Annotated in this window: 18 protein-coding genes; 10 read left to right on the top strand and 8 right to left on the bottom strand. The window is 64.4% G+C overall.

The window, feature by feature from the left end; all coding sequences use genetic code 11:
- The first annotated feature begins 100 nt into the window (after positions 1–100).
- From serS to surE, 3 genes are all read left to right on the top strand, one after another.
- Entirely contained in the window at positions 101–1,432 is a 1,332-nt protein-coding gene (serS, locus tag AC066Y_RS25410; protein ID WP_478276252.1) for a serine--tRNA ligase, read from the top strand.
- A gap of 16 nt (positions 1,433–1,448) precedes the next feature.
- Positions 1,449–2,306 (top strand): hypothetical protein, encoded by an 858-nt coding sequence (locus AC066Y_RS25405; RefSeq protein ID WP_478276251.1) that lies wholly within the window; start codon positions 1,449–1,451, stop codon positions 2,304–2,306.
- A gap of 78 nt (positions 2,307–2,384) precedes the next feature.
- Positions 2,385–3,152 (top strand): 5'/3'-nucleotidase SurE, encoded by a 768-nt coding sequence (gene surE, locus AC066Y_RS25400; protein WP_478276250.1) that lies wholly within the window; start codon positions 2,385–2,387, stop codon positions 3,150–3,152.
- Between the two features lie 128 nt (positions 3,153–3,280).
- On the opposite strand, the gene AC066Y_RS25395 is transcribed toward surE, so the two are convergent.
- On the bottom strand, positions 3,281–3,658 hold the full coding sequence (locus tag AC066Y_RS25395) for a response regulator (protein ID WP_083991871.1): 378 nt from the start codon (positions 3,656–3,658) through the stop codon (positions 3,281–3,283).
- 372 nt (positions 3,659–4,030) lie between these two features.
- Between AC066Y_RS25395 and AC066Y_RS25390 the strand changes: the two genes are divergently transcribed.
- Together AC066Y_RS25390 and AC066Y_RS25385 are read left to right on the top strand one after the other, a co-directional pair.
- Entirely contained in the window at positions 4,031–4,687 is a 657-nt protein-coding gene (locus AC066Y_RS25390) for a protein-L-isoaspartate(D-aspartate) O-methyltransferase (RefSeq protein WP_176531206.1), read from the top strand.
- Between the two features lie 111 nt (positions 4,688–4,798).
- Entirely contained in the window at positions 4,799–6,172 is a 1,374-nt protein-coding gene (locus AC066Y_RS25385; protein ID WP_478276249.1) for a peptidoglycan DD-metalloendopeptidase family protein, read from the top strand.
- A gap of 74 nt (positions 6,173–6,246) precedes the next feature.
- Here the strand turns inward: AC066Y_RS25385 and AC066Y_RS25380 are convergent, their stop codons facing one another.
- The 3 genes from AC066Y_RS25380 to AC066Y_RS25370 form a co-directional block, all read right to left on the bottom strand.
- Positions 6,247–7,875: a porin gene (locus AC066Y_RS25380; RefSeq protein ID WP_478276248.1), complete on the bottom strand. Its 1,629-nt coding sequence runs from the start codon at positions 7,873–7,875 to the stop codon at positions 6,247–6,249.
- A gap of 355 nt (positions 7,876–8,230) precedes the next feature.
- Positions 8,231–8,710: a hypothetical protein gene (locus tag AC066Y_RS25375; protein ID WP_478276247.1), complete on the bottom strand. Its 480-nt coding sequence runs from the start codon at positions 8,708–8,710 to the stop codon at positions 8,231–8,233.
- A gap of 66 nt (positions 8,711–8,776) precedes the next feature.
- Complete coding sequence (locus tag AC066Y_RS25370; RefSeq protein ID WP_478276246.1) at positions 8,777–9,760, bottom strand: ATP-binding protein; 984 nt, start codon at positions 9,758–9,760, stop codon at positions 8,777–8,779.
- A gap of 190 nt (positions 9,761–9,950) precedes the next feature.
- Here AC066Y_RS25370 and yajC point away from each other — a divergent pair, with 190 nt between their 5' ends.
- Genes yajC through AC066Y_RS25345 form a run of 5 tightly spaced genes read left to right on the top strand, consistent with a single transcriptional unit; the run spans position 9,951 to position 14,232 of the window.
- Positions 9,951–10,307 (top strand): preprotein translocase subunit YajC, encoded by a 357-nt coding sequence (gene yajC, locus AC066Y_RS25365; RefSeq protein ID WP_029082682.1) that lies wholly within the window; start codon positions 9,951–9,953, stop codon positions 10,305–10,307.
- Between the two features lie 40 nt (positions 10,308–10,347).
- A complete protein-coding gene (secD, locus tag AC066Y_RS25360) occupies positions 10,348–11,943 on the top strand; it encodes a protein translocase subunit SecD (RefSeq protein WP_478276245.1) in 1,596 nt (531 codons plus the stop codon).
- A 10-nt stretch (positions 11,944–11,953) separates the two neighbouring features.
- On the top strand, positions 11,954–12,982 hold the full coding sequence (gene secF / locus AC066Y_RS25355; RefSeq protein ID WP_478276244.1) for a protein translocase subunit SecF: 1,029 nt from the start codon (positions 11,954–11,956) through the stop codon (positions 12,980–12,982).
- Between the two features lie 6 nt (positions 12,983–12,988).
- Positions 12,989–13,372: an Mth938-like domain-containing protein gene (locus AC066Y_RS25350; protein WP_092114014.1), complete on the top strand. Its 384-nt coding sequence runs from the start codon at positions 12,989–12,991 to the stop codon at positions 13,370–13,372.
- On the top strand, positions 13,369–14,232 hold the full coding sequence (locus AC066Y_RS25345; protein ID WP_478276243.1) for a phytoene/squalene synthase family protein: 864 nt from the start codon (positions 13,369–13,371) through the stop codon (positions 14,230–14,232). Before AC066Y_RS25350 ends, AC066Y_RS25345 begins: the two co-directional genes overlap by 4 nt.
- Positions 14,233–14,329: 97 nt before the next feature.
- Here AC066Y_RS25345 and AC066Y_RS25340 read toward each other — a convergent pair whose 3' ends face one another.
- The 4 genes from AC066Y_RS25340 to AC066Y_RS25325 all read right to left on the bottom strand — a co-directional run bounded on the left by AC066Y_RS25340 (position 14,330) and on the right by AC066Y_RS25325 (position 17,494).
- Positions 14,330–14,614, bottom strand: a complete 285-nt coding sequence (locus tag AC066Y_RS25340; protein WP_478276242.1) for a DUF1488 family protein — start codon at positions 14,612–14,614, stop codon at positions 14,330–14,332.
- 75 nt (positions 14,615–14,689) lie between these two features.
- Entirely contained in the window at positions 14,690–15,793 is a 1,104-nt protein-coding gene (locus AC066Y_RS25335) for a serine/threonine protein kinase (protein WP_478276241.1), read from the bottom strand.
- 5 nt (positions 15,794–15,798) lie between these two features.
- Positions 15,799–17,232 carry a methylenetetrahydrofolate--tRNA-(uracil(54)-C(5))-methyltransferase (FADH(2)-oxidizing) TrmFO gene (gene trmFO, locus AC066Y_RS25330; RefSeq protein ID WP_478276240.1) on the bottom strand — a complete coding sequence of 478 codons (1,434 nt, stop codon included), beginning with the start codon at positions 17,230–17,232 and terminating at the stop codon, positions 15,799–15,801.
- Between the two features lie 109 nt (positions 17,233–17,341).
- On the bottom strand, positions 17,342–17,494 hold the full coding sequence (locus AC066Y_RS25325; protein ID WP_016846063.1) for a DUF1127 domain-containing protein: 153 nt from the start codon (positions 17,492–17,494) through the stop codon (positions 17,342–17,344).
- Between the last annotated feature and the right edge of the window lie 186 nt (positions 17,495–17,680).

Below are 17,680 nucleotides of genomic sequence, written 5' to 3'. Positions count from 1 at the left end.
CCCGCTTTCGCGGGTGATGACGGTCGTGCTAGTGGAAACATGCAACGCAAACGTTGACGTAAAACGTTATCTGCAAGCCCGCCGTCAGGACTACCACGCCATGCACGACATCAGAGCGATCCGCGACAACCCGACAGCCTTCGACGCCGGCCTGAAACGCCGCGGACTTGGGGCTCTGTCGCCGTCGCTGCTGGCGATCGACGAGAAGCGGCGTGCGGCGATCCTGGCGTCCGAGCAAGCCCAGGCGCGACGCAATGCGGCCTCGAAGGAGATCGGCGACGCCAAGAAGGCAAAGGACGAGGCGCGCGCGGCCAAGCTGATGGCCGAGGTCGCCGAGCTCAAGACCACGATGCCGCAGCTCGAGGCCGCGGCGAAATCGTTTGACGACGAGCTGACGAAAGAGCTGTCGTCCATTCCGAACTTGCCGCTCGACGAGGTGCCGGACGGCACCGACGAGCACGGCAACGTCCGGCGCCACGTGTTCGGCAAGAAGCGCGACTACGGCTTTGCGCCGAAACTGCATGACGATCTCGGCACCGCGCTCGGCTATATGGATTTCGAGGCGGCGGCGAAATTGTCGGGCGCCCGCTTCGTCGTGCTGAAGAAGGGACTGGCACGGCTCGAGCGTGCGATCGGGCAGTTCATGCTCGATTTGCACACCGGCGAGCACGGCTATGCCGAGATCAATCCGCCGCTGCTGGTGCGCGACGCCGTGATGTTCGGCACCGGCCAGTTGCCGAAATTCGAGGACGATCAGTTCTGGGCGATCAAGGGCGAATTGCTCGCGGCGCCGAATGCCGATCTGCGCAGCGAGCGCCTCGGCTTGATTCCGACCGCGGAAGTCTCGCTGACCAACCTCGCGCGCGAATCCATCCTCGACGAAAAAGAGCTGCCGATGCGGCTCACCGCGCTGACGCCGTGCTTCCGCGCCGAAGCCGGAGCTGCGGGACGCGATACGCGCGGCATGATCCGCCAGCACCAGTTCACGAAGGTCGAACTGGTGTCGATCACGACGCCCGAAGCCAGCAAGGATGAGCTCGAGCGCATGCTGTCCTGCGCCGAGCAGGTGTTGCAGAAACTCGATTTGCATTATCGGGTGATGACGCTGTGCGCCGGCGACATGGGCTTCTCCGCGCAGAAGACCTACGACATCGAGGTGTGGATGCCGGGGCAGGGCGATGGCGGCGCCTATCGCGAGATTTCGAGCTGCTCGGTGTGCGGGGATTTCCAGGCGCGTCGCATGGACGCGCGCTATCGCGGCCCTGACGGCAAGCCGCGCTTCGTGCATACGCTGAACGGTTCCGGCACGGCAGTCGGGCGCGCCCTGATCGCTGTGATGGAGACCTATCAGCAGCAGGATGGCTCGATCGCGGTGCCCGATGTGCTGCAGCCCTATATGGGCGGGCTCAAACTCATCGAGCACGGCATGTGAGGCGAGGGCCAGTGCGATGCCGCTCCACCGTGACATCCATTGGCTTGGTCGACAATGGGCCGTTACCGGCCACGGTCTGCAGCTGATCAATCAGAAGCAGATGGGCTATTACGACATCGAGGCCACGCGTTTGTGGGAAGCGCGCGTGACCGAGGTGCAATCGAAGGCCTGGATCGACAGGCCGGACTTCGACAAGGCGCTCGAGATTGCGCGCGTCAAGTTCGCCCATTTGGCGCCGGCCGATCTGCCCGCGCCGGCAGCCGCCGCGCCGGCACCTCCGGTCCGGCCCACTGCGCAGCGTGCTCCGCTTGACGCGGAGTCGGTGCCCTCGATCGAGGAGCTGCTGGCGAGGCTGAAATCGAAATCGGCTGCGGCCGCGCCCGTCGCAAAGCCGGCCGAGCAGGCGGCTGCGTCGCCGCCCAGACCCGAACCTCGCACGTCTGACCCTGGCAGGACCGAATCCGCCGAGGCCGAGCTCCTCAAGTCTGAGCTTCCGAAACCGCCCAAGCCGGAGCTCGGCCAGACTGCGCCGGTCGCTGCCGAGCCGCTCAGGTCTGAGGCTCCGAGGGCTGAACCGCCCACAGTTGAATCGCACAGGGTCGAGCCTGCCAAACGCGAGGCTCCCAAGCCTGAGCTTCCAGAGACCGAGCCGATCAGGTCCGAAGCTCCCAAATCCGAAGCTCCCGAAGCTCGCCAGGCTGCACCAGTTGAGCCGGAGGCGCCTACGCCGCCCACACCATCGGTTCTCGCGGCCGTTCGGCGGCCCGCCTGGCCGGTGTTCGACCGCAAGATCGCCGGCGGCGGCAGATTCGTGCATCCATGGCGCGTCGCCTCGGCGCGATGGCACGGGCCGGGTTTGCCTCCATCGTCCTAGCCGGTTAAGACGGCAATCAAATCAGGAGCCGCGGCCCAAGAAACCCGCGTCGGATCGAAACGAAGGGCACTTTGACGGATGCGCATTCTCTGCACCAATGATGACGGCATCCACGCCCCCGGCCTGCAGGTCGTTGAGCAGATCGCACGCGCATTGTCCGACGACGTTTGGATCGTCGCCCCCGAGCTCGACCAGTCCGGCGTCTCGCATTCGCTGTCGCTCAACGATCCGCTGCGTCTGCGCGAAGTCAGCCCGCGTCACTTCGCGGTGCGCGGCACGCCGACCGATTGCGTCATCATGGGCGCGCGCCACATCCTCGGAGACAAGCTGCCCGATCTCGTACTGAGCGGCGTCAACAAGGGCCGCAACGTCGCCGAGGACGTGGTCTATTCCGGCACCATCGCCGGCGCGCTGGAAGGCACGATCCTGGGCTTTCCGTCGTTTGCGCTGTCGCAGGAGTTCTCGATCGAGACGCGCAATGCGCCGCTGTGGGAGACCGCGTTGAAATTCGGACCCGACATCATCCGCAAGGTGATCGGCGCAGGCGTTCCCCGCAACACCGTCATCAATGTCAACTTCCCCTCCTGCATGCCCGACGACGTCAAGGGCATCCGGATCACGCGGCAGGGCAAGCGCAATCAGGGTTTCCTGAAGATCGATCGTCGTCACGACGGACGCGGCAATCCGTACTTCTGGATCGGCTTCGAGCGCGCGGCGATGATGGATGCGCCGGCCGAAGGCACCGATCTCGCCGCGCTTGCCGCGCGCTACGTCTCGGTGACGCCGCTGCGGCTCGACCGCACCGATGAATCATTTTCGGAAGCGCTGACCGCGACGTTGAAGTGATCCCGTGAGATCTGTAGCCCGGATGAGCGAAGCGATATCCGGGGAAATCTCTAACGCATAGAGAGCGGTCCCGGATTGCGCTTCGCTGCATCCGGGCTACGACTGCTACAGACAGACCGTTGCGCTCGTTAAACCGGCGCGCTCCGCATCGCGCTGGAGATCACCTGCGCCAGCGTTTCCAGCTGGAAGGGCTTTTGCAGCGCCGGACGATCGCGATACTCCGGAGGCAGGCCGGACGAGCCATAACCGGTCGCGAAGATGAAGGGGCGGTTGCGGGCGTTGATCAACTCGGCGACCGGGGTGATCACCTTGCCGTTGACGTTGACGTCCAGGATCGCGAGGTCGAATTCGGTCGATTGCGCGAGCTTGACCGCTTCGCCGATCTCGCCGGCCTCGGCCGCGACGCTGTGGCCGAGCTCTTCCAGCATGTCGGCGACCATCATCCGGATCATGACCTCGTCCTCCACGAGGAAAACTGAACAGCCCGCCGGCCGTGTCGCTGTCATGATGGAATCCTTGCCCGTCCCTGAGATAGGCTCGCAAATAACACTATAAGGCGCAATGAAAACGTTAGGGAATTACTCGGTTTCCAGCACGCGACGCTGCGTCGCCGGATCGTTCTGACTGACCTTGTTGCGCAGGATCCGTCCAGTCTCCGACCGGGTGCGAACCGTACAAACAGAGCCCCGCGCTTGGGCGTTAACCGCGCATCGCTGCCGATTATATGGGAAGCTGCCATGTTGGCGCCAACACGAAATCGGACTGCTGGTTCCTGACCGGGAACAAATGGTGACGGGAAATTTTTCCTTAACGCGGTATTTCGGATTTCAATGGCATTAAGCCAAGGCAAGATTCCGCGCTGCCGCTCAGAGACGCTGATGAACATGGCCGTGAAGCCCGATCCGACCGAGAAGATGATGTTTCAGCTCACCCTGCGGCGGCGAGGGGTGAGCGATCAGGCGGTATTGCGCACCATGGAGGAGGTGCCCCGCGAGGTGTTCGTCGATCCGCGCGATCGCAACGAGGCCTACCGCGACAGTGCGCTTGGGATCGCCTGCGGGCAGACCATCAGCCAGCCTTTCGTCGTCGCCTACATGACCGAGCAGTTGCAGCTGCAGAAGGACCACCGCGTGCTCGAGATCGGCACCGGCTCGGGCTATCAGGCGGCCGTGCTGTCCCGGCTGTGCAAGCAGGTTCTGACCATCGAGCGCTACCGGACGCTGGCCGACAGTGCCCGCAAGCGCCTCGAAAAGCTGGGCTATTACAACATCGAGGTGCTGCTCGGCGACGGCTTCGACGTTCCGGCCGGGGCCGGCGATTTCGACCGCATCATCGTCACCGCGGCGATGGAGCAGATCCCGGAGAAGCTGCTGGAGCGGCTCGACCCGGGCGGCATCCTGATCGCCCCGGTCGGGCCGCATCAGGGTACCCAGACCCTGGTCCGCGTGGTGCGGACGCAGAGCGGCTTTGACCGCAAGGAATTGGTCGACGTCCGCTTTGTGCCGGCGCTGCCGGGAATCGCCCGCGAATTGTAAAATTTGGCGATTTGCCGCTTGGCGCCAACGCCTTATTCGCAGGGTTAAGCGGTTATTTACTCGCGAGGTGTTTACTCAAAACAGTCTTTTGTTGCGTACGAGTGAGTAACCATGTCTGGGGTTGTCGAGTTGCTTCGCTCGCGTCGCGTACCGCAGGTTGCGGTGCTGACGCTGATGTCCATGGCTTTTGCCGGTTGCAGCGCAGACATGTCGTCGCGCTTCTCGCAAAACTCCTACTCACAAAATCCGTTTGCGTTTGATCCGCAGCCGACCGGCACCGTGCAGGCAGCGCCGCCGCGCGAGCTGCCGCAATACGCGCGGCCACGAACGCAACCGCAATATTCACAGTACCAGTCACAGCCGTTGCCGCCGCCGGTTGCTGCGCCGCAGTCCTACCCGGTCGCCAATGCGGGCGTCTCCGGAGGAGGGCGCGGGCTTTCGTCCTACACGCCGCCGGCGCGCCCGCAGATCGAGGCCACCGGCACCGTTCCGCAATCGGTCGCGGCTGCGCACGCCGGACACAGCGGCACCACCATCATCGTCGGCACCAGCGATACGCTCGAATTGCTGGCGCGCCGCTACAACGTCTCGACCGCCGAGATCCTGCGCGCCAATGGCTACAAAGGACCGCGCGCGCTGTCGCCCGGCCAGCAGCTGGTCATTCCGCGCCCGACGGCCGCCGCCGCAGCACCGGCGATGGCCGCGCCGGCCACCCGGCCCGTTGCCGTGGCAGCCGCGCCTGCCGGCGTCCACTACGTCAATCGCGGCGACACGCTGCACAGCATCGCGCGCCAGCACCACATTCCCGTGGCTGAGCTTGCCCGCGCCAACAATCTCGATCAGTCGGCCCGGCTGAGCCTCGGCATGAAGCTGGTGGTGCCCGGCGCCAAGACTGCGATGGCGGCTCCGGCGCCGGTTGCGCAAGGCGTTGCTGCCGCACCGGTTGCGGTTGCCCCGGCACCGGCCATGGCGGCCCCGAAGGTCGTCGCGACGGCGCTGCCGCAGCAGAGCGCGCGGCTGGTTCAGCCGACCGCGACCGTCGAACAGCCGGCGGCCGCCGCAGAAGCGCCCGTTGTCACCAAGTCGAGCGAGGCCACCGGCGCATTGCCGACGTTCCGCTGGCCGGTGCGCGGCAAGGTCATCACCGCCTACGGCTCGAAGACCAACGGCAAGGTCAATGACGGCATCAACGTCGCGGTGCCCGAAGGCACGCCGGTGAAGGCGGCCGAAGACGGCGTCGTCGCCTATTCGGGCAACGAGCTGAAGGGCTACGGCAATCTCGTGCTGGTTCGCCATTCCAACGGCTATGTCACCGCCTACGCCCACACGAGCGAAATCCTGGTGAAGCGCGGCGATACCATCAAGCGCGGCCAGGTGATCGCCAAGTCGGGCCAGTCGGGCGAGGCGGGCTCGCCGCAGCTCCACTTCGAAATTCGCAAGGGATCGTCTCCGGTCGATCCGCTCCAGTTCCTCAACGGCGCGTAGGTTGCGCGCCGGGACTTCCAAGTCTCGCAACAAAGACAACGGGGGAGGCGTAAGCCTCCCCCGTTTTGTTTGATCTAGAAGTCGAAGGTCATGCCTGTCGTCACGGCGCTCGCCTTGTTGCCGGCGACCACGTTGTTGTTGGCGTCGCGGCCGCATATGCCATACCCATGACCGCTCACGCCGAGGCAGTAATGCGCGCCGGGGCCGTTGCGCAAATAACTGCCGACAAGATACCAGGTCGCAAACGGGCTGAAGTGGTACTTGAGGCCGGCTGCATACTGATCGGCGCTGCTGTCCAGCGTGTTGAGCGCAAAGTCGGCCGATCCCGGTGCCGGAGTGACAGTGTAGTTGTTGAAGACGCCGGTGCCGGGCGAGCCGGGAGAGGCGTTGGCATGAGCCCATGACGCGCTGACGTCCCAGGCGCCGACGCTCTGGGTGGCGCTGAGGAAGTAACCGTCGCGCGACCGCTCGTTGAAGTCGGCCACGGTGTTCTCGCGCCGCATCACCTCGTAGATGCCGTAGAGCTGCAGCTTGCCGATGCCGTCGTCGAGGCGATACCCGGCGCCGATCTTCGCGGCCCATTCGTTGGCGATGCCGACGGATCCCGGCGGAACGATCAGCACGTCGCCGTTGCTCAACGGCGTGACGGCTTCGTCGCCGGTGCGGTTGGTGCCCTCATGCATCTCGTAGGCAGCGACCGCCGTGAACGGTCCCTGATTGTAGGTCAGCGACGCGCTGTACAGATTGCCATAGGAGCCGTCGGTGCAGCCTTCAGGCGCCGCCGTCAGCGGGAAGCCGCTGCCGCTGCCGCGCGCGGACGTGGCGGGGCAGTTGAAGTCGCCGAGCGCGAAATCGCTGTTGTCCTTTGCGGTGTTCTGCCCTGGCGAGATCATCAGCGTGGTCTGGAAGCCGTTCCAGACCGGCGATTCGTACCAGAGCGCATGAGCCGCACGCCAATCGAACTCCGCACGCAGGTCGCCGCCGGTATTGCCCATGATCGAGTTGTAGTCGCCGAGCGTCGCCGAGAACGGATCGAACTTCGAAGTGGCTTTCTTGTAGGGCGTGTCCGATTTGCCAGCCTTGATCGTGCCCCACGGCGTTGCCATCCCGATGAAGCTGTCGCGCGTTCCGAGCGCGGCACGCTCGGTCGGAACCGCGGCGACCTCGACGAGTGATTCAAACTGGGCGACGGCGGCCCACCCGGCGAAACCATACGGTGCGAGATCGTGACGCGCGTGGACGCCGAAAAAGGTGAGGTTGCTTGCCACGCCGAACTTGGTGCCCTGATCGAACACCCCGGCGTTGAAGACGTCGCCGGATAGATCCACGTGGCCGTAAAGGGTGACGGTGGTGTTGTCGACGAAGGCGTTGCCACCCGGCGCCTTGCTGTAGAGCGGCGCGCCTCCGATGCTGACGACGGCATGTTCGGGAGCCGGTGGCTTCGGGGAGGGCGCGACGCCAGCATGCTGCACCGGGTTGCCCTTTGGCGTTGTGGTGGCCGCAGGGGGCGCGGCGCTGCGGCTTGTGATGTTGTTCACGCGATCCCGGAGCTGTGCATTCTCCTTCGCGAGCTTCGCATTGTTTCGTTCGAGCGCATCCAGACGCGCCATCACGTCGTCGAGCGTTGCTGCCTGCACCGGCTGTTGCGTGAGCGCCAGGCCGATTGCCGCGAGTGCGGTTCCGGCGAGAAGTCCCTTCTTCATCTAATCCCCCTTTGTCAGATCTCCTCAGCGGTGTGCTGAGGGTCACAAAGTGGAGGAACGTTAATGTATACCAAACACCAGATACATGGATGCGGGCGAGCTAAAACAGATAAACACCCGATGTGACTAAAATGGTACTATGATACTATTGCTCTGCATCAATTTGTCGCATCTTGGATTTTGGAATAAGATTTGACTTACATGCATGCGGTTGATTGACCGATCAGAAATTCAATCGCAAAAGTGAGACACTAATGCTGATATAAAATATTGCGGCGCAGAAACGGGGAGTATTTTGGAATAATGGATACCAGTTTCTGCCTGGTTCGAAGCGAACTCGCGCCTGCCGCGAGGCCTAGACCGGTTGCCAGGGGTCTCGCTTGTCGGAGAGACGCTCGACCATGTCGCTCAGGAATTGCGGCGGTCCAAACGCGTGCCAATCCCCGTCCGATTGCAGCAGCAGGGGACGCCGCGCGTCGCGGCTGAAGGCTTCCAGCCACGCGCGCGCCTTGGCCTTCGAACGAGCGCCGATGGCAACCGCAACGTCGACCGGAATTGTGCGCCAGACAAAGCTTGCCGGAAGAAAGATGACATCGGATCTATCCGGACGCATCCAGTCGGGCAGCGGGCTTGTCGGCGTAAGCCAGCCGCAGACGAATTTCCGGCACGGATCGACCGGACGCTCGTCGTAGATCGTGCATTGGCCCGCGCTGCTGAACGGGCACGGCTGCCCCGGATGGACGTCGTGGCCACGTATCCGGATTTTCAGCCAGCCATCGCAGCAAGCGGTGCACTCGCCACATCGTCTCGCAGTCGTGCTGGGTTCGGCCGGCATAAGTCGAGTGTACCCATGCCGCACCGAATTCAGAAGGCCTGCGACTTGCCGGACCTGTGGCTCGCGCTATGTTCCGCTCAACCGCACGCCGAGCCGGCCGGCGAGTTCCTGCGTGTACTGCCAGGCGACGCGGCCCGAGCGCGAGCCGCGGGTGGTCGACCATTCGAGCGCCTCGCGCTCGAGTTCGTCCTCGGCGATCTTGATGCCGTAATGGTCGCAATAGCCCTTCACCATCGCAAGGTACTCGTCCTGGCTGCAGCGGTGGAAGCCGAGCCAGAGACCAAAGCGGTCCGACAGCGACACCTTCTCTTCGACCGCTTCGCCCGGATTGATCGCGGTCGAGCGCTCGTTCTCGATCATCTCGCGCGCCAAGAGATGCCGCCGGTTCGAGGTCGCATAGAGGATGACGTTCTCGGGGCGTCCCTCGATACCGCCTTCCAGCACCGCCTTGAGCGACTTGTACGAGGCGTCGTTGCCGTCGAAGGAGAGGTCGTCGCAGAACACGATGAAGCGGAACGAGGAGCTGCGCAGCAGCTCCATCAGGCCGGGCAGGCTCTCGATGTCCTCGCGGTGGATCTCGATCAGCTTCAGCCGGTCGGCCGGCTTGCGATCGACATTGAGGCTGGCATGCGTCGCCTTGACCAGCGACGACTTGCCCATGCCGCGGGCGCCCCACAGCAGCGCGTTGTTGGCGGGCAGTCCGTTGGCGAAGCGCTCGGTATTCTCCATCAGGATATCGCGCATCCGGTCGACGCCCTTGAGCAGGCCGATCTCGACGCGGCTGACGCGCGGCACCGGGGCGAGGCGTCCGTCCGGATGCCAGACAAAGGCGTCCGCGGCACCGAACGACTCGGCCGGATCGGGGGCCGGGGAGGCGGCCGCAAGGCGGCTCGCAATGGTCTCCAAGGCATTCGCGATCCGCTCGGCAGTGGCGCCGTCGAGCGGCATTACCGGGCGTTTTGTCGCGGCGTTTGCGGCACGCTTGGCGGCAGCTTGAGGGGCGGTTTTGCGGGCTGTTTTACTGGTAGTTTTCTTGGCTTTTTTCGGCATTTGTCCAGTTCCTGACGGCGCAGCCTTATCGGGCTGGCGGCGGTCCCGCAAGCGCCCTAAATGACGGTCCGTTAACGTTGCAATTGGGACCGCGGCCGCTATAGTCCGCGCGAATTTGTCCGGACCGCCATACCGCCCCGAACCTGAGGGCGCTGCCGGTTCTTTCCCGTCTTATCCGAGGATCGTCCGAATGCTGATTACTCCTGCGTTTGCTCAGGCTGGAGCTGGCACTGATACCAACAGCATGTTGATGTCGCTGCTGCCATTCGCGCTGATCTTCGTCATCATGTACTTCCTGATTCTGCGCCCGCAGCAGAAGAAGGTGCGCGATCATGCCGACCTCGTGAAGAACATCCGCCGCGGCGACACCGTGGTGACCACCGGCGGCCTCGTCGGCAAGGTGACCAAGGTGGTCGACGACGATCAGATCGAGTTCGAGATTTCGGACGGCGTTCGCGTGCGGCAGATGCGCCAGATGATTTCGGGCGTGCGGACCAAGGGTGAGCCGGCGAAGGGCGATGCCAAAGACGAGGCGTCCGCGAGCTGATTGCCGCGGAGCCCTTTGCCGAATCTGACAGGTCAATTCGATGTTGTATTTCACGCGGTGGCGAGCGCTGGGGATTATCCTGACAGCGCTGGTGGTCTGCCTGTGCGCCGTGCCCAATTTCTTCCCCGAGGCGCAGGTCAAGACCTGGCCGGCCTGGGCGCAACGGCGCCTCGTGCTCGGCCTCGACCTGCAAGGCGGCTCGTATCTCTTGCTCGAGGTCGACGCCAACTACGTGAAGAAGGAAAAGCTCGAACAGGTTCGCGACGATACAAGGAAGGCGCTGCGTGACGCCCGGATCAGCTTCATCGGGGGCGTGCAAATCCGCAACGATGGCGTCGAGGCCCGCATCGCCAAGGAGGCCGACGTTCCGGCCGCGTTGGCGAAACTTCGCGAGATCGCGCAGCCGATCGGCGGCTTGCTCGGCTCCGGCGGCCAGCGCGATGTCGATGTGACGGATGCGGGGGGCGGCTTGATCCGCCTGACCGTGTCGCAGCCCGCGATGATTGAGCGGATGCGCAAGACCATCGAGCAGTCGATCCAGATCGTCGAGCGCCGCGTCAACGAGCTCGGCACCGTCGAGCCCTTGATCCAGCGTCAGGGCACCGACCGCATCCTGGTGCAGGTGCCGGGCCTGCAGGACCCGACCCATCTCAAGGAGCTGCTTGGCAAGACCGCGAAGATGGAATTCCGCATGGTCGACACCACGGCGTCGCCCGATCAGGCCACGGTGCCGGCGGACTCGGAGCGGCTCGTGAGCGCGTCGCCGCCACCGGTTCCGTACATTGTGAAGAAGCAGGTGCTGGTTTCCGGAAGTGAACTCTCCGATGCCCAACCCGGCTTTGACCAGCGTACCGGCGAGGCGATCGTCAGCTTCAAATTCAATACCTCGGGCGCGCGCAAATTCGCTCAGGCGACCGCCGATAATGTCGGCCAGCCGTTTGCGATCGTGCTCGACAACAAGGTGATCTCGGCCCCCGTGATTCGCGAGCCGATCACCGGCGGACAGGGCCAGATCTCCGGCAGCTTCACGGTGCAGTCGGCCAACGATCTGGCGATCCTGATGCGCGCCGGCGCGCTGCCGGCACCGCTGACGGTGGTCGAGGAGCGCACGGTCGGTCCCGGCCTCGGCCAGGACTCGATCGAAAAGGGCGAGCTTGCGGCCTATGTCGGCTCGATCCTGGTCATCGTGTTCATGCTGATCACCTACCGGCTGTTCGGGGTGTTCGCCAACATCGCGGTGGCCATCAACGTCGCCATGATCTTCGGGCTGCTGTCGCTGCTCAACGCCACGCTGACCTTGCCCGGCATCGCCGGCATCGTGCTGACGGTGGGCATCGCGGTCGACTCCAACGTGCTGATCTACGAGCGCATCCGCGAGGAATTGCGCGGCGGCCGCAACGCGATCTCGGCGATCGACGCCGGGTTCAAGCGGGCGCTGGCGACCATCCTCGATTCCAACATCACCACCTTCATCGCCGCCGCCGTGCTGTTCTACATCGGCACCGGACCGGTGCGCGGCTTTGCCGTGACGCTCGGCATCGGCATCATCACCACGGTGTTCACCGCCTTTACCTTGACGCGCCTGATCGTCGCGGCATGGGTGCGGTGGAAGCGGCCGCAAACCGTGCCGATCTGAGAGGCCTATTGTGACTCATACCGTTCTCATTGGCCTTGGCATCCTGATCGCCGTGCTGACCGTGGTCGCGGCGCTCGGGCTGATGCCGGCGCTGCGCATCGTGCCCGACGACACGCATTTCGACTTCACACGCTTTCGCCGCATCAGCTTCCCGATCTCGGCGCTGCTCTCGATCGTCGCGATCACGCTGTTCTTCACCCATGGCCTGAATTTCGGCATCGACTTCAAGGGCGGCACGCTGCTGGAAGTGCGGGCCAAGTCCGGCACCGCCGACATTGCCGCGATGCGCACGACCTTGAACGGTCTTGGTCTCGGCGAGGTGCAGTTGCAGCAGTTCGGAGGTCCGGCCGAAGTCCTGATCCGCGTCGCCGAGCAACCCGGCGGCGATCAGGCGCAACAGGACGCGGTGACCAAGGTTCGCGGCGCGCTCGGCGATTCCGTCGACTACCGCCGCGTCGAAGTGGTGGGACCGCGCGTCTCCGGCGAATTGCTCGCCTACGGCATGCTCGGCCTGATGCTCGCGATCGTCGGCATCCTGATCTATCTCTGGTTCCGGTTCGAGTGGCAGTTCGCGCTCGGCGCCATGATCGCCAACGTCCACGACATCGTGCTGACGATCGGCTTCATGTCGATCACCCAGGTCGACTTCGATCTCACCAGCATCGCGGCGCTGCTGACGATTCTCGGCTATTCGCTCAACGACACCGTCGTCATCTACGACCGTATCCGCGAGATGCTGCGGCGCTACAAGAAGATGCCGATGCCGCAGCTGCTGAATGAATCGATCAACTCGACGCTCTCGCGCTCGATCATCACCCACGTCACCGTGACCCTGGCGCTGCTCGCGCTACTGCTGTTCGGTGGCCAGGCGATTCACAGCTTCACCGCCGTGATGATGTTCGGCGTGGTGCTGGTCGGCACCTATACCTCGATCTTCATCGCGGCACCGATCCTGATCTATCTCGGCGTCGGCACCACGAGGCGCGACGCCGCCGACGATCAATCGGAGAAGAAGCCGAACGCGGCAGCCAAGAAGTAGCCGGTCATGAGCAACTCCTCGGACGCTCCCCATCTTCCGAGGTCGGCGCCGATCGAGGCCTACGGCAAGGGCGGCTTCGCGTTTGCCGATATGTCGCACCGCGGCTCGCTGCTGTGCCTGCCCGATGCGATCTGGGCCTGGGCGGTGACCAGGCCGCAGGAGATCGACGAATACGCGCTGCAGAAGGTATTCGCGGCCGCCAATGCGATCGATACGCTGATCGTCGGCACCGGCACCGAGGTCTGGGTGCCGCCGAAGGGCCTGCGCGAGGCCCTGCGCGCGGTGCGGGTGGTGCTCGACCCGATGCAGACGGGCCCCGCGATCCGCACCTACAACATCATGCTGGGCGAGCGGCGTCGCGTCGCGGCGGCGCTGATCGCGGTGCCATGAGCGCGACGGAGGCGCCGACCGACGGCGCGGCGTTCTGCGCCGATCTGGTGCGGACCCATGACTTCGTGCGCTACGCGTCGACCTTGTTCATGCCGGGTCCGGAGCGCCGGGCGCTGCTTGCGATCTACGCCTTCAACATCGAAGTCTCGCGCGTGCACGAGCAGGTCAGCCAGCCGCTGCCCGGCGAGATGCGGCTGCAATGGTGGACCGACATGTTGGCCGGCGCCGGACACGGCGGCGTCGAAGGCAATCCGGTCGCGGCAGAACTGCTGTATGCGATCCGCAATCACCGTCTGCCGGTCTCGCCGTTCTCGCTCCTGGTCGAGGAGCATCAGTTCGATCTCTACAACGACCCGATGCCGTCGCTGGCAGCGCTCGAGGGCTACCTCGACGCCACGGCATCGGCGCTGTTCGCGCAAGCCGCGCGCGTGGTGGCGCGGCCATCGGAGGCGATCGATCACCTGGCCCGTCATGCCGGCCTCGCCCAGGGCATGGCGCAGGTCATCGCGGCGCTGGGCCGCGACGCCGCGCGGCAACAGCTGTTTCTGCCGTTGCAGCTGTTGCAACAGCACGGCAGCAGCAAGGAGGAGGTGTTTGCCGGCAAGCCGACGCCGAACATCCGTGCTGCGATCGATCAGCTTGCGGACGAGGCGCGGGGCCACCTCAAGACCGCATTCGGGCTGCTTGCAGATGTGCCGTCCGGCGTGAGGCCGATCTTCCTGCCGCTCGCTCACATCAGGCGCGAGCTGAACCGGGTGAGGAGGTCCGACTACGATCCGTTCCTGCCGAAGCCAGTGTCGCGCCTGCGCACGCTCTGGACGTTGTGGCGAGCTGCGCGCACCGAAGAGTTCGGTCGCTAGAGCATAATCCGGAAAAGTGCGAAGCGGTTTTCCGAAAAGATCGTGCTAAAACAAGAATCTAAAGCGCGATGACGGTTCAACGCAATCTCATCGCGCTTTAGCTCTGTTCTTTCGAGATGTGCTTGGTGAAGATCCGGATCGTCGCGCCTTTGACCACCGGGCCGCCGTCAAAGATGTCGGATGCGATCATCTCGATCGCGTCGCGCAGCGCAATGAACTGCGCCTGCCGGGCCAGGCTCGGTGTTCCGCGCGTGCCGGCCAATTCGTCCATTGCGGCGTCGCTGATCTGACATTCAATTTCCTGATCGCCGTGCATCATGGTGAATCCGAACGCCAGGCGTTCGGAATCATATCCCCCGATACGGCCACGGGTGAGTGGCATTAAGCTTGTCCCTTGAGCGCGCTAGCCCTCACAAGATTGGCGCTTCGAGCTGCGTTTGTCGAGAGTGCGCGCGCTTCAGCGCATCGGCCGATCCATCTCGGCAACTTCGAAATTGAAGCGGTCGCGCAGATTCTTGCGTTGCTCGAGGATGTCCTTGAGGAACTCGCGATCGGCGTCGCTGCGCATCATCGGTTCGATCAGGTCGATCTGGTTCATGGCGACGAGCTGCAGGATTTCGGTGCGCGGCTTGCCGGCCGCATCGCGCGGCAATGCATGCACGATCTGGATGTGTTCGGGCGGCTTGACACCCTTGGCTGCGGCGAGCTCGTTGCGCAGCGTCTTTTCCAGCGCGGACTGGTCGGCCTCGACGAAGGCGTAGAGCCCGACGCCGACGCGCCGGTCGGCAAAGGCGACGATCGCGGTGTCGCGCACGTCAGGATTCCTGCGGATCAAATCGACCAGCACCGGGGCGTCGTTGACCAGCCGCCGGCCGCCGCCCTCGCGGTCGGTGAAATTGAAGATGCCGCGGGTGATTGCCTGATAGACCTTCTTGCCGGTCTTGAGCCAGACGCTGGCGACCGCGGACTTCTTCGCGAGCACCTTGCGCTCCATCGGCGTCAACGCCCCCGGCGCGTAGCTGCGCTTGTGCTTCAATAGATGCCGCAGATCCTCATAGGCCGCGATGCGGAACAGCCGGCTTCGGTTCTTGAAGCAGGCAGCAAGCTGAAAGTCGGTGAGGTAGGCGCGGCCGTCGCGGCCGACCAGCCAGTTCTGCTCCTTGGCGAGGTCGTTGTGGCAGATACCGGCACGATGCAGTTTGCGCAACGCGGCCTTGGCGGAGCGGAAATAGGCGACGTCGCCATGCGGCTTCGCCAGATGCAGCGCCGCGCCCTCGATGAAGCCGCGCACCAGCGCGCGCCTGCCTGCCCACAGCAGCTTGGGGCCGACGTCGAGATCGCGCGCCAGGGTCAGCGCGCGGCGTTCGCGCGAGAACAGATGCAGCGCCACGGCGAACGACCAGAACGGCACCTGATCGAGCCGGCGCAGCACGCCCTCGACCTCGCCGTCATCGGTCCGGAAACGGCCGCGCTCGACCGTCGAGAACACGTCGCGCTTGAGCAACACGCCCTGGCTCCAGCGCGCCGACAGGGTGGCGTCGTCGTCTTTCGGCAAGCTCATGACCGTCAGGCCGCTGCCGCAACGCGCAGGTGCTCTGCGATCCAGTGGTCGAGGTCGGCGAGTGCCCGCGCGCTGATCGCCTGCTTCTTGGCGACCGTCTTCTCGTTACCGCGCAGCCGCGAGCCGTCCGGCTTCTTGGTCGGAGGGTTGGCAAGCGGCGGGAACAGACCGAAATTGATGTTCATCGGCTGGAACGAGCGCGTCCCGGCGTCGATCGTCTCGATATGGCCACCGGTGATATGGCCGAGCAGCGCGCCGAGCGCGGTGGTGGCGGGTGGTGGCGTCAGCGCGGTGCCGCGCATGTCGGCGGCAGCGCAGAGCCCCGCAATCAACCCGACGCTGGCCGACTCGACGTAGCCCTCGCAGCCCGTCATCTGGCCGGCGAAACGCAGCCGCGGCTGCGCGCGCAGGCGCAGCTGGCTATCGAGCAGCTTCGGTGAATTGAGGAAGGTGTTGCGATGCAGGCCGCCGAGGCGCGCGAACTCCGCGTTCTCAAGACCCGGGATGGTGCGGAACACGCGCTGCTGCGCGCCATGCTTCAGCTTGGTCTGGAAACCGACGATGTTGTAGAGCGTGCCGAGCTTGTTGTCCTGCCGCAGCTGGACGATCGCATACGCCTTGACCGTCGGATTGTGCGGATTGGTCAATCCCACCGGCTTCATCGGCCCGTGGCGCAGCGTCTCCTGACCGCGGTCGGCCATCACCTCGACCGGCAGGCAGCCGTCGAAATAGGGCGTGTTGGTCTCCCAATCCTTGAAGTCGACCTTCTCGCCGTCGAGCAGCGCCGCGACGAAGGCGTCATATTGCTCCTTGGTCATCGGGCAGTTGATGTAATCGGCGCCCGTGCCGCCGGGGCCGACCTTGTCGTAGCGCGACTGAAACCAGGCCACCGACATGTCGATGGAATCCTTGTGCACGATCGGTGCGATCGCATCGAAGAACGCCAGCGCGTTCTCGTCCGTGAGCTGCCTGATGGCGTCGGCGAGCGGCGCCGAGGTGAGGGGACCGGTGGCGACGATCACGTTGCTCCAGTCGGCCGGCGGCAGGCCCGCGACTTCCTCGCGGCTGATCTCGATCAGCGGATGTTCGTTCAGGGCTTTGGTGACGGCAGCGGAAAAGCCGTCGCGGTCGACCGCCAGCGCGCCGCCGGCGGGCACCTGGTTGGCATCGGCCGAGCGCATGATGAGGGAGCCCAGCCGCCGCATCTCGGCGTGCAGCAGCCCGACCGCGTTGTTGGCGGCATCGTCGGAGCGGAAGGAATTCGAGCAGACCAGTTCGGCGCAGCCTTCGGTCCGATGCGCCTCGGTCATTCGGTGCGGGCGCATTTCATGCAGGACGGCACGGACGCCGGAATTGGCAACCTGCCAGGCAGCTTCCGAGCCGGCGAGCCCTGCGCCCACGATGTGCACGGGTTGGGAAGAGGATTGATGCGGTGTCATCGCGCAGCGTTAGCGCGTTTTGATTCCATATGCATCTGAAACCGCGCTGGAAACGAGAACGCCCGCTGTGGAAGCGGGCGTTATCCGTCATCTGATGGCTTGCGGCCGATTAGCCGTTGTAGGTACCGGCGGCAACGCGCGGAATGTCCGAGCGGTCGAGGCCAATATCGGCCAGTTCGCGATCGCTGAGCTGGGACAGTTCGCTGACATTGCGCTGATAATCCCGGAAGGCCTGGATCATGCGGATGAGCGAGAGCAACATGGTAGTCTCCTAGCAATTCAGATTCAGCTTTTCAAAAGCCTCATCGTTGAAGTGAATATAGATGATATGGTGCGGCGCGGTAGTTCCAATGGTGCGATGCAGCTAGACCCAAAACGCATGGCGGCGGTAAGCTCTGGTTAACCGTTTGGCGCTTGGCGAGCTGGTCTGCAAATGAAAGTTCCGCCG

Source organism: Bradyrhizobium sp. USDA3010 (assembly GCF_056429065.1).
This window is presented reverse-complemented; position numbering and strand designations above follow the sequence as displayed.

What these genes read in the sequence shown, in the direction of transcription:
- serS (WP_478276252.1), top strand. Translation starts at nt 101, where the DNA reads ATGCACGACATCAGAGCGATCCGCGACAACCCGACAGCCTTCGACGCC.
- AC066Y_RS25405 (WP_478276251.1), top strand. Translation starts at nt 1,449, where the DNA reads ATGCCGCTCCACCGTGACATCCATTGGCTTGGTCGACAATGGGCCGTT.
- surE (WP_478276250.1), top strand. Translation starts at nt 2,385, where the DNA reads ATGCGCATTCTCTGCACCAATGATGACGGCATCCACGCCCCCGGCCTG.
- AC066Y_RS25395 (WP_083991871.1), bottom strand. Translation starts at nt 3,658, where the DNA reads ATGACAGCGACACGGCCGGCGGGCTGTTCAGTTTTCCTCGTGGAGGAC.
- AC066Y_RS25390 (WP_176531206.1), top strand. Translation starts at nt 4,031, where the DNA reads ATGAACATGGCCGTGAAGCCCGATCCGACCGAGAAGATGATGTTTCAG.
- AC066Y_RS25385 (WP_478276249.1), top strand. Translation starts at nt 4,799, where the DNA reads ATGTCTGGGGTTGTCGAGTTGCTTCGCTCGCGTCGCGTACCGCAGGTT.
- AC066Y_RS25380 (WP_478276248.1), bottom strand. Translation starts at nt 7,875, where the DNA reads ATGAAGAAGGGACTTCTCGCCGGAACCGCACTCGCGGCAATCGGCCTG.
- AC066Y_RS25375 (WP_478276247.1), bottom strand. Translation starts at nt 8,710, where the DNA reads ATGCCGGCCGAACCCAGCACGACTGCGAGACGATGTGGCGAGTGCACC.
- AC066Y_RS25370 (WP_478276246.1), bottom strand. Translation starts at nt 9,760, where the DNA reads ATGCCGAAAAAAGCCAAGAAAACTACCAGTAAAACAGCCCGCAAAACC.
- yajC (WP_029082682.1), top strand. Translation starts at nt 9,951, where the DNA reads ATGCTGATTACTCCTGCGTTTGCTCAGGCTGGAGCTGGCACTGATACC.
- secD (WP_478276245.1), top strand. Translation starts at nt 10,348, where the DNA reads ATGTTGTATTTCACGCGGTGGCGAGCGCTGGGGATTATCCTGACAGCG.
- AC066Y_RS25350 (WP_092114014.1), top strand. Translation starts at nt 12,989, where the DNA reads ATGAGCAACTCCTCGGACGCTCCCCATCTTCCGAGGTCGGCGCCGATC.
- AC066Y_RS25345 (WP_478276243.1), top strand. Translation starts at nt 13,369, where the DNA reads ATGAGCGCGACGGAGGCGCCGACCGACGGCGCGGCGTTCTGCGCCGAT.
- AC066Y_RS25340 (WP_478276242.1), bottom strand. Translation starts at nt 14,614, where the DNA reads ATGCCACTCACCCGTGGCCGTATCGGGGGATATGATTCCGAACGCCTG.
- AC066Y_RS25335 (WP_478276241.1), bottom strand. Translation starts at nt 15,793, where the DNA reads ATGAGCTTGCCGAAAGACGACGACGCCACCCTGTCGGCGCGCTGGAGC.
- trmFO (WP_478276240.1), bottom strand. Translation starts at nt 17,232, where the DNA reads ATGACACCGCATCAATCCTCTTCCCAACCCGTGCACATCGTGGGCGCA.
- AC066Y_RS25325 (WP_016846063.1), bottom strand. Translation starts at nt 17,494, where the DNA reads ATGTTGCTCTCGCTCATCCGCATGATCCAGGCCTTCCGGGATTATCAG.